The sequence below is a fragment of the Vibrio sp. genome (genome assembly GCF_984391705.1).
Map to the genome: position 1 here is coordinate 66,531 of NZ_CFHWOM010000010.1, position 19,284 is coordinate 85,814.

20 protein-coding genes are annotated in these 19,284 nt (G+C 44.0%); 17 read left to right on the forward strand and 3 right to left on the reverse strand.

Annotation, left to right across the window (positions count from 1 at the left end; genetic code table 11):
• The first annotated feature begins 139 nt into the window (after positions 1-139).
• Both AC4MRV_RS09070 and flgP read left to right on the forward strand, forming a co-directional pair.
• Positions 140-775, forward strand: coding sequence for a FlgO family outer membrane protein (locus AC4MRV_RS09070; RefSeq protein WP_491187103.1), 636 nt, complete (start codon positions 140-142; stop codon positions 773-775).
• Positions 776-783: 8 nt separating this feature from the next.
• Positions 784-1,215, forward strand: coding sequence for a flagellar assembly lipoprotein FlgP (gene flgP / locus AC4MRV_RS09075; protein ID WP_491187104.1), 432 nt, complete (start codon positions 784-786; stop codon positions 1,213-1,215).
• A 68-nt stretch (positions 1,216-1,283) separates the two neighbouring features.
• Here the strand turns inward: flgP and AC4MRV_RS09080 are convergent, their stop codons facing one another.
• From AC4MRV_RS09080 to flgA, 3 genes are all read right to left on the reverse strand, one after another.
• Complete coding sequence (locus AC4MRV_RS09080; protein ID WP_491187105.1) at positions 1,284-1,709, reverse strand: flagella synthesis protein FlgN; 426 nt, start codon at positions 1,707-1,709, stop codon at positions 1,284-1,286.
• An 18-nt stretch (positions 1,710-1,727) separates the two neighbouring features.
• Complete coding sequence (flgM, locus tag AC4MRV_RS09085) at positions 1,728-2,042, reverse strand: flagellar biosynthesis anti-sigma factor FlgM (RefSeq protein ID WP_491187106.1); 315 nt, start codon at positions 2,040-2,042, stop codon at positions 1,728-1,730.
• A 94-nt stretch (positions 2,043-2,136) separates the two neighbouring features.
• The gene (gene flgA, locus AC4MRV_RS09090; protein ID WP_491187107.1) at positions 2,137-2,883 is read right to left on the reverse strand and encodes a flagellar basal body P-ring formation chaperone FlgA; all 747 of its coding nucleotides are present in this window, start codon (positions 2,881-2,883) and stop codon (positions 2,137-2,139) included.
• A 78-nt stretch (positions 2,884-2,961) separates the two neighbouring features.
• Here flgA and AC4MRV_RS09095 point away from each other — a divergent pair, with 78 nt between their 5' ends.
• The 15 genes from AC4MRV_RS09095 to AC4MRV_RS09165 all read left to right on the forward strand — a co-directional run bounded on the left by AC4MRV_RS09095 (position 2,962) and on the right by AC4MRV_RS09165 (position 19,037).
• On the forward strand, positions 2,962-3,888 hold the full coding sequence (locus AC4MRV_RS09095; protein ID WP_491187108.1) for a chemotaxis protein CheV: 927 nt from the start codon (positions 2,962-2,964) through the stop codon (positions 3,886-3,888).
• A gap of 10 nt (positions 3,889-3,898) precedes the next feature.
• Complete coding sequence (locus AC4MRV_RS09100) at positions 3,899-4,726, forward strand: protein-glutamate O-methyltransferase (protein WP_491187109.1); 828 nt, start codon at positions 3,899-3,901, stop codon at positions 4,724-4,726.
• Between the two features lie 252 nt (positions 4,727-4,978).
• Positions 4,979-5,374 carry a flagellar basal body rod protein FlgB gene (gene flgB, locus AC4MRV_RS09105; RefSeq protein WP_491187110.1) on the forward strand — a complete coding sequence of 132 codons (396 nt, stop codon included), beginning with the start codon at positions 4,979-4,981 and terminating at the stop codon, positions 5,372-5,374.
• Between the two features lie 5 nt (positions 5,375-5,379).
• Positions 5,380-5,796 (forward strand): flagellar basal body rod protein FlgC, encoded by a 417-nt coding sequence (gene flgC, locus AC4MRV_RS09110; RefSeq protein ID WP_491187111.1) that lies wholly within the window; start codon positions 5,380-5,382, stop codon positions 5,794-5,796.
• A gap of 17 nt (positions 5,797-5,813) precedes the next feature.
• Entirely contained in the window at positions 5,814-6,524 is a 711-nt protein-coding gene (gene flgD, locus AC4MRV_RS09115) for a flagellar hook assembly protein FlgD (RefSeq protein ID WP_491187112.1), read from the forward strand.
• Between the two features lie 43 nt (positions 6,525-6,567).
• Positions 6,568-7,884, forward strand: coding sequence for a flagellar hook protein FlgE (flgE, locus tag AC4MRV_RS09120; RefSeq protein ID WP_491187113.1), 1,317 nt, complete (start codon positions 6,568-6,570; stop codon positions 7,882-7,884).
• A gap of 216 nt (positions 7,885-8,100) precedes the next feature.
• Positions 8,101-8,850, forward strand: a complete 750-nt coding sequence (flgF, locus tag AC4MRV_RS09125; protein WP_491187114.1) for a flagellar basal-body rod protein FlgF — start codon at positions 8,101-8,103, stop codon at positions 8,848-8,850.
• A gap of 20 nt (positions 8,851-8,870) precedes the next feature.
• Positions 8,871-9,659, forward strand: a complete 789-nt coding sequence (gene flgG, locus AC4MRV_RS09130) for a flagellar basal-body rod protein FlgG (protein WP_491187115.1) — start codon at positions 8,871-8,873, stop codon at positions 9,657-9,659.
• A gap of 24 nt (positions 9,660-9,683) precedes the next feature.
• Positions 9,684-10,466, forward strand: coding sequence for a flagellar basal body L-ring protein FlgH (flgH, locus tag AC4MRV_RS09135; protein ID WP_491187116.1), 783 nt, complete (start codon positions 9,684-9,686; stop codon positions 10,464-10,466).
• A gap of 65 nt (positions 10,467-10,531) precedes the next feature.
• Positions 10,532-11,623, forward strand: a complete 1,092-nt coding sequence (locus tag AC4MRV_RS09140; protein WP_491187117.1) for a flagellar basal body P-ring protein FlgI — start codon at positions 10,532-10,534, stop codon at positions 11,621-11,623.
• Positions 11,624-11,633: 10 nt separating this feature from the next.
• Positions 11,634-12,548 carry a flagellar assembly peptidoglycan hydrolase FlgJ gene (gene flgJ, locus AC4MRV_RS09145; protein WP_491187118.1) on the forward strand — a complete coding sequence of 305 codons (915 nt, stop codon included), beginning with the start codon at positions 11,634-11,636 and terminating at the stop codon, positions 12,546-12,548.
• A gap of 212 nt (positions 12,549-12,760) precedes the next feature.
• The gene (gene flgK / locus AC4MRV_RS09150; RefSeq protein ID WP_491187119.1) at positions 12,761-14,635 is read left to right on the forward strand and encodes a flagellar hook-associated protein FlgK; all 1,875 of its coding nucleotides are present in this window, start codon (positions 12,761-12,763) and stop codon (positions 14,633-14,635) included.
• A gap of 9 nt (positions 14,636-14,644) precedes the next feature.
• Positions 14,645-15,838 carry a flagellar hook-associated protein FlgL gene (flgL, locus tag AC4MRV_RS09155; protein WP_491187120.1) on the forward strand — a complete coding sequence of 398 codons (1,194 nt, stop codon included), beginning with the start codon at positions 14,645-14,647 and terminating at the stop codon, positions 15,836-15,838.
• A gap of 361 nt (positions 15,839-16,199) precedes the next feature.
• Complete coding sequence (locus tag AC4MRV_RS09160) at positions 16,200-17,339, forward strand: flagellin (protein WP_491187121.1); 1,140 nt, start codon at positions 16,200-16,202, stop codon at positions 17,337-17,339.
• 564 nt (positions 17,340-17,903) lie between these two features.
• A complete protein-coding gene (locus AC4MRV_RS09165; RefSeq protein ID WP_491187122.1) occupies positions 17,904-19,037 on the forward strand; it encodes a flagellin in 1,134 nt (377 codons plus the stop codon).
• Positions 19,038-19,284: the final 247 nt, after the last annotated feature.

Below are 19,284 nucleotides of genomic sequence, written 5' to 3' on the forward strand. Positions count from 1 at the left end.
TTTTTGCTTGTTAAATTTTAGCTAATTTTGGCGGTGCTATTCCGAATTGTTGCATAGTTAGGAAAGCAAAGAGTGTTCCACTTTTAGAAGAGAGCTAAAAGTGATGATGCTAAAGCCATAATGTATCGGAGATTTGAGAATGAAAAAATGGTTATCACTAGTGCCAGTGGTCTTCTTAACCGCTTGTGCCTATGCGCCAATTTACAACGGTAAAGAACCTTATCCAGGCTCTCAATTTATGTTAATGGAGAGTCCGCGTCATACTCTTGACTTTTTCATCGAAAGTATGACAGAAGATCTGATGATCTCGAATACCAGTGTTTCGGCCCGAACGCCAATTGCGGTGACGTCATTCGTTGACTTGCAAAACATGGATGCAACCAACTGGCTAGGTAACTCTGTGTCTGAAGGGTTTATCCACCAGTTTCAGCGTCGCGGTTTTAAAGTGGTCGACTTCAAAACAACGGGTTCGATACAAGTAACCCATCAAGGCGATTTCGCGTTTAGCCGAGATTGGAAAGACCTCGCACAAGAGCAAGACATTCAATATGTGCTTACTGGAACTATGTTACGTCAAGAAGGTGGTGTACTAGTCAATGCTCGTGTTGTAGGCATGCAATCTAGAGTTGTTGTTGCAACAGCTCAAGGCTTTCTGCCTGCCGACCGAATTGGTCGTGATCTTGATACGTTGAATAGTATTCGAACACAAGATGGCGTGCTAATTCGTTCAGACCCTACAATTACTCAACCATATACTGTCATTTTGCGTCCATAGGAGTCGACATGAAGAAGGTATTTCTACTCATAATTGCGTTGATGATGGTGGGCTGTCAGCCGTTAGGTACCATGCGTGCTGATGATTGGTTAACGGCTGTTGGCTATGCGAGCATCAGTGAGCAAAAAGGACGAAATGATGAAGAGAAGCAAGTCCGAGCAATGCGGGCATCAAAAATTGATGCTTATCGTGAGCTAGCTGAGCAAGTTTATGGGATGCGTGTGAGTGGACGCGCTGATTTACAAGACCAAAGGCTTGGTACGGAGTTAACTTCCGGCGCTGTAGATGGCGTTATTCGCGGAGCTGAAGTTGTTCGCAGTTACAAGGTAGGGGACAGTTATGTGACTGAATTACGCCTTGATATTCAGAAAATGAATAAGCTTCGTGACTACGGTGAAGTGCAGCAAGTACCAGAAAAACGTCAACAAACACTGTTCTAAACTCTCACTCTCTCCGATCAAAAAAAGCGGCAAAAATTGCCGCTTTTTTGTTTTCACATTGTCGATGATTACGCTTTTATGTTGGTTCCCAATGTGGTTACGTTTTTAGTTTGACCTTCTGCTGTGTAGGTCATCCCTAGTTTTCCTTGAGATTGTTGCATAAGGTTGTTTAGCTTGTTAAAGCTCAACTGTGCCCTTTGCAAGGCTTCGCCGTTGACGACGTTTGCCTGTTGGCAATCAAATATGATCGAACGAATCTTATCCACCAGAGGGCTCAACTCTGGGTCCGTGGACAGGTTTTCCACGTCAGGATGCTTAGCAATTCGTTCGTCAGTGGAGCGAAGTTGCTCGATCAATGCGATCTTCTGTTTGGCTATTTGTTCAATCTCTTTTGAGATCCGGTTTGTAATAGCGAGCTTTTCTTTCCCAAGCAGTTGAGAAAGTTCTTCCGCGTTTTTAAGTTGGAATTCAACTAAACCTTGCAGTGCCGCCATAAAACAAATTCTCTATTACTAAAGGCCACCAAGCTCTTTTTCAAACTTCATCATATTATCAGCAAGCTTCTCTGGATCAACGGTGTATGAACCATTAGCAATCGCTTCTTTAATTGCGGCTACTTTTGCTTTATCAAAGCTTGGTTGGCTTGCCATTTGTGAATGCATTTCACCTACAGCTTTACCCTGTGAACTTAATGATACAGAGTCTTGTGCAACCGTCGACTTCTTTGCCGATTCGGTACTCGATGTTTGGTTGTCATTTCGAACTGAGCTTCGATTTGTCGAAGTTGTCATCGTTTGACCAGAACGAATGTTATCAATGCCTGCCATATATGAGCCTTTTCAATATTAAAAACCTGTACCGTCAATATCGACTATCAGGAAAATAACTTTAGCGTTTTTTTAAGGTTGTCGAAAAATAACCCTAGAATACAACAGTGACTTCAGATATTCCGGTTACACGTCCTTCAATTATACGATTTGATTTACTGTTTTTCACTCTAATCTGCTCACCGTGAGATCCATCTGTCATAGCGATGCCTTTAGTTGTGATAATCATTCCTGATTTTACCGCTTTGATCGTCACGGTTTCGTTACGGCAGACTACGCAAATATCATTTTCTTCAATTACTTCGCCACTACGAAGGTTTTTTTTCGTTTTTGCTCCAATTACGGCATCAATTGTGGAAAAGCCTTGCCGCCTATACCTTTGCAAGTCTACCATACTAATAGTGACGTCACGGGGGGAGATAATTTGCCCTTTTGACAACGGAGTCGTTAAAGTGACTTGAGGTCCAGTTCTCGTCAAACGAACTGGGACATAAACTCGCCAATTATCGCTCTGACATTCGACTAAGACAGTAATGTTACTGGCATTTGGATTAGTCGATGTGGAAGAAGTTTGTAAACCAGTCGGACAATCTGTAGCAAAGATCCTACTATCTATAGAAGCGGCTTGAACATTTAGGCTTCCTCCTACGGGGCTGTCGATATTGGTACTTATATACTCTTCGGCAGCTTGTTGGATGAGAGAAATTTGGCTTTCTGTTGCCGATGTCGCTGAAAAACTAAAGAAAAAGAATAAAAAGCCGATAGACTTATAAAACTTTTTATAGAAAGCTCTACAATTAGTTATGGAAAAAGAGCACAAGTGTGATTTAGAATACATCATTCTGTTTCTCTGGTTTTTTCATGGCCTGCAGTAGACTACCATTTTTTTAGCATGAAAGTTTGAGATGGAGATGAGCTTATGACGGGTATTCTTGATTCCGTGAATCAGCGTACACAACTCGTCGGTCAAAACCGATTGGAACTGCTAACGTTTCGTCTAATGGGACGCCAGCGTTACGGTATTAACGTATTTAAAGTAAAAGAGGTACTTCAGTGCCCTAAGCTTACTTCGATGCCAAACTTACACCCACTTGTAAAAGGGGTTGCTCACATTCGTGGCCATACTGTTTCGGTAATCGACCTAAGTTTAGCTATTGGTGGTCGTCCTACTACAGATGTGGATAAAGCGTTTGTTGTTATCGCAGAATTTAACCGTACTATACAAGCTTTCCTCGTTACTTCCGTTGAGCGTATTATTAACATGCACTGGGAAGCGATATTGCCACCTCCTGAAGGCGCAGGTAAAGCAAACTACCTTACGGCAGTGACAAATATTGATAATGAGTTAGTTGAAATTCTCGATGTAGAAAAGATCCTTGCAGAAATCGCACCAGTTGATGAAACCATGGATTCAACTATCGGTGAAGAGATCGCTCAAGCGGAGACTGAGAAAGAAATTGTCCGTCGTATCCTTATCGCTGATGATTCAACAGTCGCAAGAAAACAGGTAGAGCGCGCGATCACCTCATTGGGCTTTGAAGTTGTTGCCGTTAAAGATGGTAAAGAAGCTTACGATAAGCTAGTTGAGATGGCGGCAGAAGGTAGTATTTATGATCAAATCTCGTTGGTTATTTCTGATATTGAGATGCCAGAGATGGATGGCTATACACTGACAGCAGAAATTCGCCGTAATGCCGATTTGAAGAATCTTTATGTTATTCTTCACTCATCACTGAGTGGTGTATTTAACCAAGCAATGGTTGAGCGGGTCGGTGCAAACTCTTTTATCGCCAAATTTAACCCGGATGAGCTTGGTAATGCAGTGAAGACTGCGCTTACAGAATAAAGAGAAATTAATGACAGCGATAACTATAAGCGATCAAGAATATCGTGATTTCAGCCGGTTTTTAGAGTCTCAATGTGGCATCGTACTAGGTGATAGTAAACAGTATCTAGTTAGGAGCCGTTTGAGTCCGTTAGTGACCAAGTTCAAATTGGGCTCTCTTTCAGATTTGCTTAGAGATGTTGTAACGGGCCGTAATCGTGAGCTCCGTGTTGCCGCCGTCGACGCGATGACCACCAACGAAACGTTATGGTTTCGTGATACATACCCATTTGAAGTTCTTGCGAATAAGCTGCTACCAGAAATAGCGGCAAATAAGCGACCAATAAAAATTTGGTCAGCGGCGAGCTCTTCAGGTCAAGAGCCTTATTCAATGGCAATGACCATCCTAGAGACGCAGCAACGCAAGCCAGGTATGTTGCCTAGTACATCGATTACCGCGACAGATATTTCTGCGAGTATGCTTGATATGTGTCGTGCCGGCATCTATGACAACTTAGCTCTGGGTCGAGGTCTCTCGCCTGAACGTCGTCGCAATTTCTTTGAAGATGCGGGGGATGGGCGTATGAGAGTCAAAGATAATGTGAAGCGATTGGTTAATTTCCGCCCTCAAAACTTGATGGATAGCTACGCGTTGCTGGGTAAGTTTGACATTATTTTTTGTCGAAATGTATTGATTTACTTCTCGCCAGATATGAAATCGAAGGTACTTAACCAGATGGCAAACAGTTTGAATCCAGGTGGTTACTTATTGCTCGGAGCTTCGGAATCGCTTACTGGGTTGACTGATCGCTTTGAGATGGTGCGTTGTAACCCTGGAATTATCTATAAGCTCAAATAAGAGCATAATGGTACCCTTTCCCTTTAAGCCCAGCCTACAGCGCTGGGCTTTTTTGTTCTCCGATACAATTTACTTGTATACTCATTAATGACATTCCAATCAGCCAGACAGGGAATAAGTGACAGCAAGTTGGCTTATTTTTTGCTGGTTAGCTCTTCGAAATCGAAGTAAAGCAACGAGGCTTTTAAAGTTGGTACGCTACTTGCTTTGTATTTCATTAGTAACGGTCAGTTCTTTTATGTAGAGGTCAACATGGCTATTTCATTCGACAATGCTTTAGGTATTCACCAACACACGGTTGGCTTACGCGAGCGCAATGCTGAGGTTATCTCAACCAATATTGCTCAAGCGAATACCCCCGGCTACAAGTCGAAAGGAATGGACTTTCAAAGGGCACTGCAGGCGGCAACCTCAGAGGCAAGCATTGGTCTTAGCCGTACTGATGGTCGGCATATTCCTGCCTCTACACAAGTGACAGGGGAAGTAATGTATCGTCTTCCGACTCAACCTGACACAGGTGATGGCAACACAGTTGATGTCGATTTGGAGCGTAACCTGTTTATGCAAAACCAGATCAGACACCAAGCATCACTTGACTTCTTAGGAAGTAAATTCAAGAACTTAACTAAAGCACTTAAAGGGGAGTAACTTAGATGAGCTTATTTAATGTATTCAATGTAACTGGTTCTGCCATGAGCGCTGAATCTGTTCGTCTAAATACTACTTCAAGCAACTTGGCTAATGCAGACAGTATCTCTAGCTCGGCGAAAGATACTTATAAAGCTCGCCACGCTGTATTTGGTGCAGAGTTAAGTAAGGCGAAGTATGGCGATGGTCATACCGTGCCAGTCAAGGTAATGGGTATTGTGGAGAGTGACAAACCGCTCAATGCGGAATACAACCCTGACCATCCACTCGCAAATGATGAAGGCTATATTTACAAGCCAAATGTCAATGTGATGGAAGAAATGGCTAATATGATTTCTGCGTCTCGCTCGTACCAAACAAACGTGCAAGTTGCAGATGCAAGTAAACAAATGCTGCTGCGTACGCTGCAGATGGGTCAATAGGGATAAGGGGGTAACATATGGCCGATGGCATAAATAATGTTGGTCAAAGTAGCTTGTCCTATATGGACCAGCTTAAACAGCTCCAAGACAAGAATAAGCCGAATGAGACTACTGGTAAGCAAGATCTAAAACAAGAAGACTTCTTATCGCTACTCACTAAGCAGCTTTCTCAACAGGATCCGTTTAAGCCGGTTAGTAATGACCAGATGATTGCGCAAATGGCGTCATTCGCGACCGTTGATGGTATTGGTAAAATGAACAACCAGTTCGAAACCTTGAATGCTTCGATGACTTCGAACCAAGCACTACAGGCTTCCTCATTGGTTGGACGAGACGTATTAATACCGGGTGCTGCGGGCGTGAAAAAAGATGACGGCAGTATGGCTGCCATGGTTAAGCTACCTCAATCTGTTGATAATCTGATGGTGCGAGTAGAAGACCAAATGGGACAGCTGATTCGTACCTTTGATGTAGGCTCTAGACCTCCGGGTGATAGCCGCGTTGAATGGGACGGCAAAGATTCAAACGGTAATCCATTGCCGGCTGGTAAGTACAAAGTGAGAGCTTCGGGCTTATTAGATGGAGAAAGCAAAGAGTTTGAGGTTTCGACCTATGCAAACGTAAATAGCGTTCTTCTAGGTAAAGGTGATGGTAACGTACTGCTCAATCTGGCTGGCTTTGAGTCGCCAGTTCGACTTGCTGAAGTACTAGAAGTTGGTAAAGCGTAACTCTCGAGTAAGTAGATATGCTAGCTAGATAGGAGAATTTGGAATGTCTTATGTTGCACTAAGCGGTCTCTCCGCTGCTCAATTAGATTTGAATACCACCAGTAACAACATCGCGAACGCGAACACATATGGCTTTAAAGAGTCTCGTGCCGAGTTCGGTGATGTTTACTCTAACTCACTGTTTACTAATGCGAAAACTACCCCTGGTGGCGGTGTCCAAGCGCAGAAAGTAGCTCAACAGTTTCATGAAGGTTCAAGTGTTTACACGAATAACCCAATGGATCTACGTATCAGCGGTACTGGCTTCTTTGCAGTTGCAAAAGATCGCCTGCAGCCTACGTCAAACGAGCTTACCCGAAATGGTGCGTTTCACCTGAACAAAGATAACTACATGGTAACAGCGAATGATGAGTTCCTGTTAGGCTATCAAGTGAATGGTGATACCGGTGATGTGCTGTCTTATGAGCCGTCTCCGATAAACATTCCAAAAGAGTTTGGTAAACCAAAACAAACGGCAAATATTGAAGTGGGTGTCAACTTACCTGCTGGTGGAACTTTGAAAGACCCTGCTTTGTTTGACTACACAGATCCAGAAACGTACAACCGTTCAACATCATCGACGATTTATGACTCCATGGGTCAGTCGTACAAGTTGACCACGTACTATCTGAAAGATCAGACGCAAGCAAATACATGGCAAACTTACTACACTGTGACAGACAGCGCTGGTGAAAAGCCTCTCAATATTGTTGGTGGTGATGCAACGACACCGACAGGCCATGTGGGTCACACCATGAAGTTTAATAATGATGGTACGTTAGCGAGTCTCAACAATGGTCAAAACATTGTATCTGGCCCGCTTGGTGGTACTGGTCCTGATGATCCGAATGCGGTTAATCTAAATGGTGCAGATATCACTCAAACATTATCATTTGGTTTGGATAGTGCGACTCAGTTTGCTGCTCCATTTGAACTAACAAAGTTTGATGAAGATGGCGCGACAACAGGTTTCTTGACCAAAGTTGACTTCGACGAGAATGGTAGCGTTCTAGGTACTTACTCAAATGGTGAGAATATCACTTTAGGTCGTGTTGCTATGGTTCGCGTTGCAAATGAGCAGGGCCTAGACAAGAAAGGCGGAACCCAGTGGGATTCGACTCAGTTCTCTGGTGACAAGATCTGGGGCGAGTCAAACAAAGGCTCCTTTGGTTCGATCAATAGCGGTACATTGGAGCAATCGAATATCGATATGACTCAAGAGCTTGTTGATTTGATCACCGCTCAACGTAACTTCCAAGCGAACTCTCGTTCTCTTGAAGTACATAACCAAACTCAACAAAACATCCTACAGATTCGATAACTTTAGTGAATCTCACGACGTTATAATGTGCAATAACCTGAATGGCAAGCTGGTGGCAATCATCAGCTTGCTATTATTGCCGCTTAAGGCATTATTTCGTTGATTATCTCTTCTTAATTTTCTATCGACTATCTAAATTATTGAATAATAATTAAATTATTTTCTGGCACGCGACTTGCTTTAATTGATCCGAATTGTGATTTTTTGGAGCAAATTATGGATCGCGCACTCTATCTTGCTATGAGCGGAGCTAAGCAGAACATGCAAGCCCTACAGCTTAGAGCAAACAACTTGGCAAACGTCAGTACCACGGGATTCCGTGCTGATTTGGCGCAAGCTCGTTCGATGCAAGCGTACGGCGAAGGCTTACCTACTCGCGTATTTAGTATGACGGAGCGTCCGGGACATAATTTTCAACAAGGTAGTGTTATCACGACTGGTCGAGATCTAGATGTGACCATTGAAGGCAATGGCTGGATTTCAGTACTGGATAAAACCGGTAAAGAAGGCCTGACGCGTAATGGTAACTTAAAAGTCGATGTTAACGGCCTGCTGATTAGTGGGAACGGTAACTTAGTTCTTGGAGAAACCGGTGCGCCGATTACTCTGCCTATTCCTCTTAGCAAAATCGAAATTGGTACCGACGGTACAATTTCAGTAGTACCGCAAGGCGCTCCAGCGGATGCTATTGAAGTTGTTGATCGAATCAAACTTACCAGTACCGACAATCAATCACTATTCAAAGATGTTAACGGTTTATTCCGTGCAAAAGATCCTAATGCGGCATACGAAGCAGATGCCGATGTTAAATTGCTCACAGGCGCAATCGAAGGTAGTAACGTTAATGCTATTGGTGAGATGACTAGCCTGATCGACTTGCAGCGTCAGTTTGAAATGCAGGTGAAGATGATGAGCACAGCAGAAGAGATGGACAAGTCGTCTGACTCTCTACTTCGTATGAGCTAATAAAGATTTAGGAGAATATTATGCATCCGGCATTATGGGTAAGTAAGACGGGCTTAGACGCTCAACAAACGAATATTTCAACGATTTCTAACAACCTAGCGAACGCATCGACAGTAGGGTACAAAAAAAGCCGCGCAGTATTTGAAGATCTGTTTTATCAGAATATTAACCAGCCGGGTGGTCAATCCTCACAGAACACTGAATTACCAACTGGCTTGATGCTAGGTGCTGGCTCTAAAGTGGTCGCAACGCAAAAGGTTCATACTCAAGGCAATACGCAGACGACCAATAACAGCTTAGATATGATGATCGAAGGCGACGGTTTTTTCCAAATCCTTATGCCAGACGGCAATATTGGTTACTCGCGTAATGGTCAGTTTACCGTGAATGACGAGGGCGCAATTGTCACGTCGGGAGCCGGATACAATCTTGAGCCAGAAATCGTCATTCCAGAAGATGCTATCAGTATTACAGTTGGTACAGATGGCGAAGTTTCGGTTCGAATTCGCGGTGAGCAAAATAACGTGGTAGTTGGTCAAATCACGACGGTTGATTTCGTTAACCCCGGTGGTCTTGAGCCAATTGGCCAGAACCTTTATTTACCGACGGGTGCTAGTGGCGATCCTCAAGAAGGTGTCCCAGGATTTGATGGATTTGGTGACATTCGCCAATCGATGCTCGAAACCTCTAACGTTAATGTGACGGAAGAGCTAGTTAACATGATCGAAGCTCAGCGTGTCTATGAGATGAACTCAAAAGTAATCTCAGCGGTAGACAAGATGATGAGCTTTGTTAATCAGCAACTGTAAGCCTTAGTGCTCGAGGTAAGTAAAATGAATCGTTTATTTTCAGTGCTAGTGGTTGGGTTAATGTCAGGCTGTACGATGCTTGAGCCGCCAGTAGAAACGTCTGATGTTATTGGTGGTACAACGACTGTCGATGCCGTAGAAGGTGACAAGTCGGGAGATGATCAAAGCGGTATCGTGGATACGCTGCGCGGCAGAAATGATCCGGTTGCGGGTGATCCTGCTTGGGCTCCAATTCACCCTAAACATCAGCCAGAGCATTACGCAGCTGAAACGGGTTCACTTTTTAGCTCATCACGCACCAGCAGTTTATATGATGACTCTAAACCTCGCGGTGTTGGCGATATCATTACAGTCACTTTAGATGAGAAAACCAAGGCAGCAAAAAGTGCAAATGCGGATATGTCGAAGACCAATGATTCTTCAATGGAACCATTGTTTGTAGGTGGGCAAGAATTGAAAGTCGGTGGTGATTATAACTTTTCATACGACTTAAATAACACCAACACCTTTGCCGGTGATGCCAGCGCAAATCAAAGCAATAGTTTAACAGGCTCAATCACGGTAGAAGTAATTGAAGTGCTTGGTAACGGAAACTTGGTTATCCGTGGTGAAAAATGGCTAACTCTGAATACGGGCGATGAATACATTCGCTTGAGTGGGACGATTCGACCTGATGATATCTCTTTTGATAACACGATTGCCTCTAATCGAGTTTCTAACGCTAGAATCCAGTACTCAGGTACGGGGAATCAGCAAGATATGCAAGAGCCTGGATTCTTGGCACGATTCTTCAATGTATCCCTTTAACTTCGTTTAAAGTCGCTTTTTTGGCACAGACGAGAGTGGAAACAGAGTTAAGGCAAAGGTATCTCATGAAGAAGTTGATTCTACTTATCATCAGTATAATGTTACTGGCAACACAAGCTTATGCGGCGCGAATTAAAGATGTTGCTCAAGTTGCTGGTGTTCGTAGTAACCAATTGGTTGGCTACGGTCTAGTCACAGGTCTTCCTGGTACCGGTGAATCGACTCCTTTTACTGATCAAAGCTTCAATGCGATGTTGCAAAGCTTTGGCATTCAATTGCCACCTGGTACAAAGCCAAAAACGAAAAACGTCGCTGCGGTTATTGTAACCGCTGAACTTCCTGCTTTTTCTAAGCAAGGCCAAACCATAGATGTAACCGTTTCATCAATTGGTTCAGCGAAAAGCCTTCGTGGCGGTACACTTATGCAAACCATGATGAAAGGTCTAGATGGCCAAGTGTATGCTGTAGCTCAAGGTAACCTTGTGGTAAGTGGTTTTAGTGCAACAGGTGCAGATGGTTCTAAGATCGTCGGTAATAACCCGACAGCGGGTATGATTTCAAACGGCGCAATGGTAGAGCGTGAGATTCCTTCTCCATTTGGCCGTGGTGATTACATTACGTTCAATCTGCTCGAGTCTGATTTCACTACAGCACAGCGCATGGCTGATGCGGTAAATAATTTCCTCGGCCCTCAGATGGCTTCTCCGGTAGATGCGACATCAGTTAAGGTTCGTGCCCCTCGAGATATTTCTCAGCGAGTTGCTTTCTTATCGGCGATAGAAAACCTAGAGTTTGACCCAGCAGAAGGTTCTGCCAAGATCATTGTTAACTCACGTACAGGCACAATTGTGGTCGGTAAGCATGTTCGTCTTAAACCTGCCGCTGTGACCCACGGTGGTATGACGGTTGCTATCAAAGAAAACCTAAATGTAAGCCAGCCGAATGCTTTTGGTGGCGGAGAAACTGTGGTGGTGCCTGATACTGACATTCAGGTAACGGAAGAGCAGGGCAAGATGTTTAAGTTTGAGCCTGGTCTCACCCTTGACGATCTGGTACGTGCGGTAAATGAAGTGGGTGCAGCGCCTTCGGATCTTATGGCAATCCTGCAAGCATTGAAGCAGGCAGGTGCCATTGAAGGTCAGTTGATCATTATCTAGGGAGTTGACGATGATTAATAACGGTAATGATATTGGCTTTATTCACGATATTGCAGGCTTAGACAAGCTTCGTAAGCAAGCGGTTGAAGGCGATGAAGGTAGCGAAAAGGCTGCGCTGACTGCGGCAGCAAAGCAGTTTGAAGCCATTTTCACGTCGATGTTATTTAAATCTATGCGTGATGCAAACTCCAGTTTTGAATCTGGCCTGATGGACAGCCAAAACCAGCAGTTCTACAGACAAATGATGGATGAACAAATGTCTAGTGAGTTGAGTTCTTCTGGTTCGCTTGGTTTGGCAGATATGATTGTCGCGCAACTTTCGTCGGGTTCTGTAGAAAATCAAAATGCAGCGAGCCGCAGTGTAGACTTTGAAGCTATGATGCAAAAAGTTGATCAAGCAAGAGACGCGCGTGCAAATGTTGAGCCTAGCATTGTTTCTTCAGTTCACATCAAGCCAACTCACTCATTTGATAGCCCGGAATCTTTTGTCGGTTCAATGCGTCCTTACGCTGAAAAAGCCGCTCAAGCGCTTGGCGTTGATTCATCACTACTACTTGCTCAAGCTGCTCTTGAAACCGGCTGGGGTCAGAAGCTGGTGAGCAACAGTCGAGGAAGCAGTAATAACCTATTTAACATCAAAGCAGACAAAAGCTGGGGCGGCGACAAAGTTGCGACTCAAACTCTGGAATACCATCAAGGTGTCCCTGTCAAAGAGAATGCAGCATTCCGTTCATACAACAGTTTTGAAGATAGCTTTAATGACTACGTGCGCTTCCTAAATCAAAACCCTCGTTATACGACCGCGTTGCGCCACGGCGGTAGTGATGAGCAGTTTATTCGCGGGATACATCAAGCTGGCTATGCAACGGACCCGAACTACGCGGACAAAGTTCTACGCGTTAAAGCGAAAATTGACCAGATGTAATGAGCTCACCTTCGGGTGAGCTTTTTCATAAATGCTACACGCAGTATCTATTAACCACATCATTCATTGGCGAGTTACAGATGGTTACGTAACACTTCAATAGCCCTAAATTGCCACCTCTTTTTCTTGTTTTTTGTATATGGCACACATATTGCTTTTAAATCTTTAGATGTTCAGTTAACACTGATTTTTAAAGGTTTCTTGGGGGCAATATGGCGTCTGATCTACTGAGTTTGGGTTCACAAAGTGTCCTAACAGCTCAGAGACAACTTAACACTACTGGCCATAACATCTCTAATGCAAATACAGAGGGTTACAGCCGTCAGTCGGTGATTCAAGGTACAAACATGCCACGCCAATTTGGTGGTGAAACCTATGGCATGGGCGTACATGTGGAAAAAGTTCGCCGCTCATGGGATCAGTTTGCCGTTAACGAACTCAACATGTCGACCACTAACTACGCCCATAAGCTTGATGATGAAGCTAACTTAGAGATGCTCTCTAATATGTTGTCTTCTGTTTCGTCGAAGAAGATCCCTGAAAATCTTAATGAATGGTTTGATGCTATTAAGTCACTCGCTGATTCGCCAAATGATGTTGGCGCGCGTAAGGTTGTGCTTGAAAAATCAACGTTGATTACTCAAAACCTGAATGACTTCCACGAAACCATTCGTCGTCAATCTGATGTGTCGAATAAGAAGCTGGATTTAGGCATTGAGCGTATTAACCAGTTAGCACTAGAGATCAGAGATCTACATCGACTCATGATGCGTACACCAGGCCCCCACAATGATTTGATGGACCAGCATGAGAAGCTGGTGAACGAGCTGTCTGAATACACCAAAGTGACCGTTACACCTCGTAAAAACGCGGAAGGGTTTAACGTACATATTGGTAATGGACACACGCTGGTGTCTGGTACTGAAGCAAGTAAGTTAACCATGATTGATGGTTACCCAGATGTTCACGAGCGCAGACTCGCCATGATTGAAGGCAAGGGAATCAAAGCCATTACAACCAAAGACATCGATGGCAAGCTTGGAGCAATGCTAACGATGCGAGATGAGAAGATTCCTCAATTAATGGATGAACTCGGAAAAATGGCTGCTTCTTTTTCCTATGACATTAACAAATTGCAGTCTCAAGGGCTTGATTTGCGTGGCAACATCGGAGGGCTCATTTTTACCGATGTTAACTCGGACATTATCGCGGAATCTCGTGTAGTGACTTCCTCCAAATCAGAAGCCGACCTAGCCGTTTACATCGAAGACACCAGCCAGTTGGTTGCGGGAGAATACTCGCTGCAATATAGCGGTGGTGATTACTATATTACGCGACCAAATGGCGAGCAGTTTGCAGTTCCTGTGGTTGATGATGCGATCAGTTTAGATGGCATTCGTATTGATATCCGACAAGACCTTGCTGCAGGAGAGCGAGTGTTAATTCGCCCTACGCGGAATTCTGCTGCGCAAATGAAGATGGAAACGAATGATCCCGCTCATATAGCGGCACAGAGCTATGAGGCATCCACGACCTTTGCTCAAGGGAAAGCCAAATTCAGTATTGATACGGCTGGTGATTTACGTGAATTCGAAGTGATTGTGTCGCCGGACGGGAAACAATTTGCCGTCACTGATACAAAAGGTCGAATTCTGATGCAACCTCAAGACTATCCGCCTTCAGGTCCAGTTACCGTTCAAGGTACAACCTTTGAGCTAACGGGAGGCGCGTTGCCAAATGATAAGTTTACGGCAAACCTCGTCCCTTCAGAAGGTGATAACGGAAACTTGCTTAAGATGCAAAATATTCAGACAGATAAAAAACTGAATGATGGCGAATCGACGGTATTAGATATCTACCACAACTTAAACACCGATGTGGGACTACAGATGTCGACGGCATCTCGATTAACCGATGTGTCTCGTTTAGAGAAAGAGGCAGCTCAAGAACGAGTGGCATCTATTTCTGGCGTTAACCTCGATGAAGAAGCGGCGAACATGATGAAGTTTCAGCAGGCGTATATGGCATCTTCACGCATTATGCAGGCTGCGAATGACACTTTTAACACCATTTTGGCGTTGAGGTAGGAGGGGTAAATGTTGAATCGAATTTCCAGTTTTCATAACTACCAATCCGTACAGAACGATTTACGCCGCCAAGAGGGAAAGGTTCATCATAACCAAGCTCAATTGGCTTCAGGCAAAAAGCTGATGAAGGCAAGCGATGATCCGCTAGCGACTCACTATATCCAGAATATTGGACAGCAGAAAGAGCAACTTCGTCAGTACAGTGATGCAATCGTGTTAACGCGAAACCGTCTGGAACACCACGAGGTGATCATCTCCAACGCAGAAGAGTTTGCAGATGAAGCGAAACGTACCGTAATGGAAATGATCAACGGTGCATTATCTCCTGAAGACCGTTTAGCGAAGCGACGTGAAATCGAAGAAATATCAAACAACTTCCTAAATTTGGTTAATGTACAGGATGAATCCGGAAACTATATTTTTGCGGGTACAAAGCCAAAGAACCAACCTTTTTTCAGAGATAGAGATGCTGAAGTCGTTTACGCCGGTGATGATTATCAACGGAAAATGAAGATTTCAAACAGCCTTGAAATGCCTATCAATGATCCAGGTAGTAAGTTGTTCATGGAGATAGATAACCCATTCGGAGATTTCTCCCCTAAGTATGATCTAAAAGAGGCTTCAGAACTCTTGTTAGAGAGGGCAATCAATCTCAATCCCGATGATCAGTCTACTTATAAAGTTACGTTCGTTGACATGCCTGATGGGAAATATGGTTATCAACTTGAACGTGATGGCTCTGTTGTCCAAGCAGATACCTTCGATCCGAGCAAAGGTATCAAATATGAAGACGTGACCATTCAAGTTAAAGGGCAAATTACCAAAGGTGATGCAATAGAACTTGAACCACGCCGTAGCTACAGCATTTTCGAAACATTCAGAGAGGCGATGGATTTGTCGTCGGGATCTGTGTCTGATGCGTCGAATACAGCCCAATTACACCAAGTAACTCAAGAGTTTCACGCAGCATTTATTCATTTGAATAAAGCTCGAACGGACGTGGGTGCACGTTTAAACACATTAGATATTCAAGAAGAGCAGCACGACGACTTCAAAATGACGCTTGCTAAATCAAAGAGCAACTTCGAAGACCTAGATTACGCTGCCGCTATCATTGAATTCAATGAAAATTCGCGAGCACTGCAAGCGTCTCAACAAGCGTTTGGTAAGACGAAAGATCTAACTTTGTTTAATTACATTTAATGACTTTAGCCTTATGTGCAATGCCTTAAGAGCGAAAGTCAGCCAGTGACAAGTACGTAGCTTAACGTTACGGCAATCATGTGGCAAAGAAGCGGCAAACAGTTTGCCGCAAAGAGTGAACAAAAAATAAACCAAAGTAGCAGTAAATGAGAGGTGTTCATAAGTTGCTGATTAAAAAGTGATAAATAAAAATATTCATTAATTAATCCGACTTGGCACGCAACTTGAATTGTACTGTACAGAGTGAAAAAACACGTTTTAAGCAGATATCTGCTTAGCAAGGCATTTACGGTCAGTGCTTCCAAATGAGATTAAGCTGGCCGCTTCGCAAGCACTTGCGAACTCACTAGGAGAGCAAACTATGACCATAACAGTAAATACTAACGTTTCGGCTATGACCGCTCAACGTTACTTAAATAAGGCAACAGGTGACTTAAATACGTCAATGGAACGTTTGTCATCAGGCCAACAAATTAACAGTGCGAAAGATGATGCGGCGGGTCTGCAAATCTCAAACCGCTTAACGGCTCAGTCCCGCGGCCTTGATGTTGCTATGCGTAACGCTAACGATGGTATTTCGATTGCCCAAACAGCCGAAGGTGCGATGAATGAGTCGACGGCTATCTTACAGCGTATGCGTGACTTGTCATTGCAATCAGCTAACGGTACTAACTCTGATTCAGAACGTACGGCAATCAACGAAGAGGTTGCAGCACTGCAAGACGAGCTTAACCGTATTGCTGAAACTACCTCTTTTGGTGGTCGTAAACTACTAAACGGAACGTTCGGTGAAGCATCATTCCAGATTGGTGCTAGTTCGGGTGAAGCAATTATTATGGGCCTAACCAGTATTCGTGCGGATGATTTCCGTATGGGTGGCCAAAGTTTTATTGCAGAGCAAGGTAAAGGCAAAGACTGGGGAGTACCGGCTAACGCTCGTGACCTTAAGCTTGAATTTACCGGCAAAGATGGTGAACCTGTCGCTATCGATATTCTTGCAAAAGGTGGCGATGATATCGAAGAATTAGCAACCTATATCAATGGTCAAACGGACCAAGTGAAAGCGTCGGTTGACCAAGATGGTAAACTGCAAATCTTTGCATCTCAGGCTGACCTGAAGAGCGATTTAAGCATCTCTGGTGGATTAGCTGGTGAGCTGGGCTTAAATGGTGGTCCAGGTGTTCAAACGACGGTACAAAGCATTGATGTTCGTAGTGTTGGTGGTGCACAGAATGCAGTAGGTATCATCGACTCAGCACTGCGTTACGTTGATTCTCAGCGTGCAGATTTGGGTGCTAAGCAAAACCGACTAAGCCACAGTATTAACAACCTGGCAAACATCCAGGAAAACGTAGAGGCGTCGAACAGTCGAATTCGCGATACAGATTTCGCGAAAGAGACCACCGCGATGACCAAAGCACAGATTCTGCAACAAGCTGGTACATCCATTCTGGCTCAAGCAAAACAGTTGCCAAACTCTGCAATGTCACTATTGCAGTAATAGCAAGACTCTTCACTAGCGTAATCCCAGACGTGGGGCTAGTGAGGAAATTGCGGCAAGCATAGGTTAGCGTTTATGAGGCTCTCTCTCACACCCTGTCTCATTTAGCGTGATTCCTATGTAACAAATAGCCAAGCTATGATCATTTCTCTCGATCTCCACATTGCATGGCTACCCTCTAGCCCCGGTTCTCTCAAAGGAAAAGGGGCTTTTCTTTATTTGAAAGCTTATGGTAGATACCCACATACACAGTGAGTAGTGATTCACCGGTAATGCTATTTGAATAAGCCTCGCTGTCGTTTCTCACGAGTTTCTCCCAACGCACTCCCATCTGGTGCCCCGACCAAAATGTCGAAAACTTTAGCATCAAATTTCATATTTATTTCTTCGATCATGTTTTCAACTACATAACGCAAATCTGGCTAATATTTCAACTTTTTGTTCTAAAGTTGACCGCTTTTGAGTCGTTATAAAAGTTACTTTGAGAGAACTCATTGGTTTTCCGAGACGTCGGAAAGCTCAACTGGAAGTTCCGGTAACGGAAAATCAATAGGAGAGACCACTATGGCGGTTAATGTAAATACTAACGTTGCAGCGATGACAGCACAGAGACATTTGAACGCTGCGTCTAATGCACAACAAACCTCGATGGAGAGATTGTCTTCAGGTTTTAAGATCAACAGTGCGAAAGATGATGCGGCAGGGCTGCAGATCTCTAACCGTTTGAACGTACAAAGCCGAGGCCTGGATGTGGCGGTAAGAAATGCTAATGATGGTATTTCGATGGCGCAGACTGCTGAAGGTGCAATGAACGAAACAACCAACATTCTTCAGCGTATGCGTGATCTATCACTACAATCCGCAAATGGCTCAAACTCTAAGTCTGAACGAGTTGCAATCCAAGAAGAGATTACTGCACTGAATGACGAACTGAACCGTATTGCTGAAACTACCTCTTTTGGTGGTAACAAGCTACTTAACGGCACTTTTGCAACGAAATCATTCCAGATTGGTGCAGATAATGGTGAAGCTGTAATGCTAACCATGAAAAATATGCGCAGCGATAATACCATGATGGGGGGGAACAGCTACGTCGCTGAAAATGGACAAGATGCCGATTGGGCTGTTCAAGCTGGCGCTAACGATTTAACTATCACGTTAACAGACAAGTTTGGTCAGGAGCAAAACCTCGAAATCAACGCTAAGGCTGGCGATGATATCGAAGAACTTGCGACGTATATCAATGGTCAAACAGACCTTGTAAAAGCATCTGTCGATGAAGATGGACAACTACAGCTGTTTACAGACAATAACAAGGTTGAGGGCGTAGCAAGCTTTGGAGGAAGCCTCGCAGGTGATTTGGGAATTGGTGATGCTCAAGCGGTAACTGTTGATACTATTGATGTACGATCTGTAGGAGGCGCTCAGCAATCTGTAGCCATCGTCGATGCTGCATTAAAGTTTGTGGATAGTCATCGTGCCGAGCTTGGTGCATTCCAGAACCGTTTCAATCATGCAATTAATAACTTAGACAATATTAATGAGAACGTTAATGCTTCTAAGAGCCGCATCAAAGACACCGACTTTGCCAAAGAAACGACTGCATTGACTAAGTCTCAGATCCTTACTCAAGCTTCTAGTTCTGTTCTTGCACAAGCAAAGCAAGCGCCCAACTCAGCGTTGGGGCTTTTAGGCTAAAGAGCTGATCTCTTTAGAAACTATTAAAGTCATGACTTAAGTGAAAACCCGGCTTCGGCTGGGTTTTGTTTTTGTAAGAATCAATCTGCAGGAAAGTAGCCTGGTCGTGTAAACGACACGCAATAATTTTTTGATAGATAAAAGAAAACCCAGCTAAAAAGCTGGGTTTCTATCTCTATTTTTAGAGTAAATATGGTGCGGAAGGAGAGACTTGAACTCTCACACCTTGCGGCGCCAGAACCTAAAT

What these genes read in the sequence shown, in the direction of transcription:
- flgH (WP_491187116.1), top strand. Translation starts at nt 9,684, where the DNA reads ATGAATCGTTTATTTTCAGTGCTAGTGGTTGGGTTAATGTCAGGCTGT.
- AC4MRV_RS09095 (WP_491187108.1), top strand. Translation starts at nt 2,962, where the DNA reads ATGACGGGTATTCTTGATTCCGTGAATCAGCGTACACAACTCGTCGGT.
- AC4MRV_RS09100 (WP_491187109.1), top strand. Translation starts at nt 3,899, where the DNA reads ATGACAGCGATAACTATAAGCGATCAAGAATATCGTGATTTCAGCCGG.
- flgG (WP_491187115.1), top strand. Translation starts at nt 8,871, where the DNA reads ATGCATCCGGCATTATGGGTAAGTAAGACGGGCTTAGACGCTCAACAA.
- flgE (WP_491187113.1), top strand. Translation starts at nt 6,568, where the DNA reads ATGTCTTATGTTGCACTAAGCGGTCTCTCCGCTGCTCAATTAGATTTG.
- AC4MRV_RS09140 (WP_491187117.1), top strand. Translation starts at nt 10,532, where the DNA reads ATGAAGAAGTTGATTCTACTTATCATCAGTATAATGTTACTGGCAACA.
- flgA (WP_491187107.1), bottom strand. Translation starts at nt 2,883, where the DNA reads ATGATGTATTCTAAATCACACTTGTGCTCTTTTTCCATAACTAATTGT.
- AC4MRV_RS09165 (WP_491187122.1), top strand. Translation starts at nt 17,904, where the DNA reads ATGGCGGTTAATGTAAATACTAACGTTGCAGCGATGACAGCACAGAGA.
- AC4MRV_RS09080 (WP_491187105.1), bottom strand. Translation starts at nt 1,709, where the DNA reads ATGGCGGCACTGCAAGGTTTAGTTGAATTCCAACTTAAAAACGCGGAA.
- flgD (WP_491187112.1), top strand. Translation starts at nt 5,814, where the DNA reads ATGGCCGATGGCATAAATAATGTTGGTCAAAGTAGCTTGTCCTATATG.
- flgM (WP_491187106.1), bottom strand. Translation starts at nt 2,042, where the DNA reads ATGGCAGGCATTGATAACATTCGTTCTGGTCAAACGATGACAACTTCG.
- flgP (WP_491187104.1), top strand. Translation starts at nt 784, where the DNA reads ATGAAGAAGGTATTTCTACTCATAATTGCGTTGATGATGGTGGGCTGT.
- flgF (WP_491187114.1), top strand. Translation starts at nt 8,101, where the DNA reads ATGGATCGCGCACTCTATCTTGCTATGAGCGGAGCTAAGCAGAACATG.
- flgC (WP_491187111.1), top strand. Translation starts at nt 5,380, where the DNA reads ATGAGCTTATTTAATGTATTCAATGTAACTGGTTCTGCCATGAGCGCT.
- flgL (WP_491187120.1), top strand. Translation starts at nt 14,645, where the DNA reads ATGTTGAATCGAATTTCCAGTTTTCATAACTACCAATCCGTACAGAAC.
- flgB (WP_491187110.1), top strand. Translation starts at nt 4,979, where the DNA reads ATGGCTATTTCATTCGACAATGCTTTAGGTATTCACCAACACACGGTT.
- flgJ (WP_491187118.1), top strand. Translation starts at nt 11,634, where the DNA reads ATGATTAATAACGGTAATGATATTGGCTTTATTCACGATATTGCAGGC.
- AC4MRV_RS09070 (WP_491187103.1), top strand. Translation starts at nt 140, where the DNA reads ATGAAAAAATGGTTATCACTAGTGCCAGTGGTCTTCTTAACCGCTTGT.
- flgK (WP_491187119.1), top strand. Translation starts at nt 12,761, where the DNA reads ATGGCGTCTGATCTACTGAGTTTGGGTTCACAAAGTGTCCTAACAGCT.
- AC4MRV_RS09160 (WP_491187121.1), top strand. Translation starts at nt 16,200, where the DNA reads ATGACCATAACAGTAAATACTAACGTTTCGGCTATGACCGCTCAACGT.